Genomic DNA, 2,711 nt, shown 5'->3' on the forward strand with positions numbered 1-2,711 from the left:
AGGTGAATTTTAATGACTGTTTATAAATACGTCGGGAGAACAACGACAGGAATTATAAAAAAAGGAATCGTAGATGCACCAAATAAACAAGATGCTGTTGTCAAACTTCGTTCCCAAGGAATCAATGCTAGAGAGATTGACGAATCAAAGAGTATTCTTCATAAAGAATTATCGCTTGGCGGCAAGGTGAAGAATGAAGATTTTGTCATTTATAGCAGACAATTTGCAACACTTATCCGTGCAGGTGTCTCGATTCTTGAATCTACGAAAATTTTAGCCGAGCAGACCTCAAGCAAGCCTTTAAAAAATGGGCTGCTAGCAATTGAGGAAGATGTTCGATCGGGTATTTCTTTTTCAGATGCGGCCTCCAAGAATCCTAAAGTTTTTCCGGCTTTATTTGTCAATATGATTAAGGCTGGAGAGGCCACCGGTAACTTAGATTCAGCATTAGATCGTTTAGCGTTTTCCTATGAAAAGCAATTCAATTTAAAGAAAAAAGTTCAATCGACATTAGCGTATCCTATTATTCTTTTATGTTTAACCTTAATTGTATCGGTCTTTTTAATGCTAACGATTGTCCCTCAATTTGTGTCCATGTTTGATGAAATGGGAGCAGAGCTACCTTGGATCACAAAAGCAGTAATGGGTTTAAGTGAATCGCTCCAATCATCCTGGTATATATTTTTACTAATTATTATATTAGTAGTTTTTATCTTTCATTATTTCTTTAAAAACAATGAGAGGTTTAACTATTCCGTCCATTTGTTTCTTTTAAGAGTTCCGGTATTTGGTAAGCTACTACAAAAATCCGCCATAGCTAGAATGACTCGAACACTATCTTCTTTATTCAGTAGTGCCGTGCCAATCCTTCAGGCATTAACGATTGTCGAAAGAGTAATTGGTAATCCAGTAGTAGGAAAAGTGGTAAAAGAATCACGTTCGAGCCTAGAAAAAGGGGGTACATTATCTGCTCCACTTTCTAAAAGCTGGATTTTTCCTCCCCTAGTTTCACAAATGACGGCTATAGGTGAGCAAACCGGATCGCTGGATTATATGCTAGAAAAAATTGCCGATTTCTATGAGGATGACGTAGACAGAACAGTTGATAGTTTAAAATCTCTTATCGAGCCATTAATGATTCTTCTATTGGCAGGAATAGTCGGCACAATCGTCATGGCTATCATGATTCCAATGTTTAGCATGTATGAACAAATATAACAAACAACTCATTTAAAGGAGGTGAAAAAGTCATGGATATAAATCAACATGTATCAAATGAAATGACAAACAAAGGGGATAGTTCAATGAAAAAGATGAAGCACTTATTAAAAAATCAAAAAGGTTTAACGCTTGTCGAATTACTAGCAGTAATTGTAATCCTAGCAATCGTATCAGCAATCGCAGTTCCAGCAATCGGTGGAATTATAGAAAATAGTAGATATAGCGCAGTAAAAGCAGATGCAACTAACGTATTGAATGCAGCTAAGATGTATTTTGTCGATAATCCGGAAGATGAGGATAATAAGGTGACAATTAAAGAATTAAAAACTGATAAATATTTAGAGTCCATTGGTAAAATGGAAGAAGAAGATACCACGTTTGTAACTAAAGATAATCCAAATAAATTAACTACAAGCGCAATTACTTACTCAGGAGATAAAACAGTTAAGTTTACTAATGCAACCTTAGATGATATCAATAAAGATAAACAAAAAGGTAGCGCTGATGAAATTGAAGATATAACAGGGGAATAAAGAGAACACTATACTACAGCAGCCACTAGCTGCTGTAGCTTTTAGTAAAACTTTTGAGCAAGCGATCGTCGTTCGTTGAAAAGTGTTACTAATTCTTATACATAGGGGAGAATGTCATGTTTGATCGATTCAAAAAAAAATCCAATCGATTTGTCGTTATGGATATCAATGAGTTTTTAATTAAAGCTGTTGTGATAAACACAAACCAAATTGAAAATGCCGTAATTTATCAATCTCCTTTAGAGGATGGCATATTTGACGGAGATACATTAGTAGACGAGATGGCGTTCTATGAGCTAATGAAGGAACTCTTAGAAAAATGGGGGTTGAAGCGTTTAGATGTTCGTTTTTTTGTCCCTGAAAGTACAGTTATGATGAAAACTTTTGAGCATCCAGATGATATTGCGACTGAGAATTTAAAGGGATTTGTAGAAATGGAGCTTGGGAGATCTATTCACCTACCATATTCTCAGCCTTTACTCGATGTTTATGATTTTAAGCAAGGAGATGGGGAAGCGACACTGTTTGCTGCTCCCTCAGAAGAAATTGTTAAAATAGCTGGTTTATTAGATGATTTATCTTTACATCCTTCTGTTGCAGAAATAAGAGCATTAGCTTCTATACGATTTTTTGAGGAAGTGAAGAATATAGAAAGTACTAAGAGCTACTTAATAATGGAATGGTCCATTGCTGGAGTTTCTATCAGTATTTATTCTGGTGGCAAAGTCGAGTTCCTTCGTTATCAAGTAATAGAGACGGAACGCTCTAACTGGATAATCTCTACTAAGGATAAGGAAGCAATATATGAATATACTGGAGACGTTGAAGAATATCGGGGCCAACTCATTGATCAAGTTGCTGAAATTGACCGCATTTTAAACTTTTATCGCTTTTCTTTGTACAAAGGAGAAAAAGCAGTAGATGAAATTATTATATTTGGGGACAGCCCTGAAATGG

The 2,711-nt window shown here is 35.6% G+C and carries 3 protein-coding genes; all 3 read left to right on the forward strand.

Features of this window, described 5'->3' with window-relative positions:
• The first annotated feature begins 12 nt into the window (after window positions 1-12).
• On the forward strand, window positions 13-1,218 hold the full coding sequence (locus tag AC06OU_RS15680; RefSeq protein WP_475857022.1) for a type II secretion system F family protein: 1,206 nt from the start codon (window positions 13-15) through the stop codon (window positions 1,216-1,218).
• A gap of 32 nt (window positions 1,219-1,250) precedes the next feature.
• Window positions 1,251-1,754 (forward strand): type II secretion system protein, encoded by a 504-nt coding sequence (locus AC06OU_RS15685; protein WP_475857023.1) that lies wholly within the window; start codon window positions 1,251-1,253, stop codon window positions 1,752-1,754.
• 116 nt (window positions 1,755-1,870) lie between these two features.
• On the forward strand, window positions 1,871-2,711 hold an 841-nt coding region (gene pilM / locus AC06OU_RS15690; RefSeq protein ID WP_475857024.1), incomplete at its 3' end, for a type IV pilus biogenesis protein PilM.

The organism is Psychrobacillus sp., from assembly GCF_056205495.1.

Coding starts and splice junctions, on each gene's coding strand:
- AC06OU_RS15685 (WP_475857023.1), top strand. CDS start 1,251: ATGGATATAAATCAACATGTATCAAATGAAATGACAAACAAAGGGGAT.
- AC06OU_RS15680 (WP_475857022.1), top strand. CDS start 13: ATGACTGTTTATAAATACGTCGGGAGAACAACGACAGGAATTATAAAA.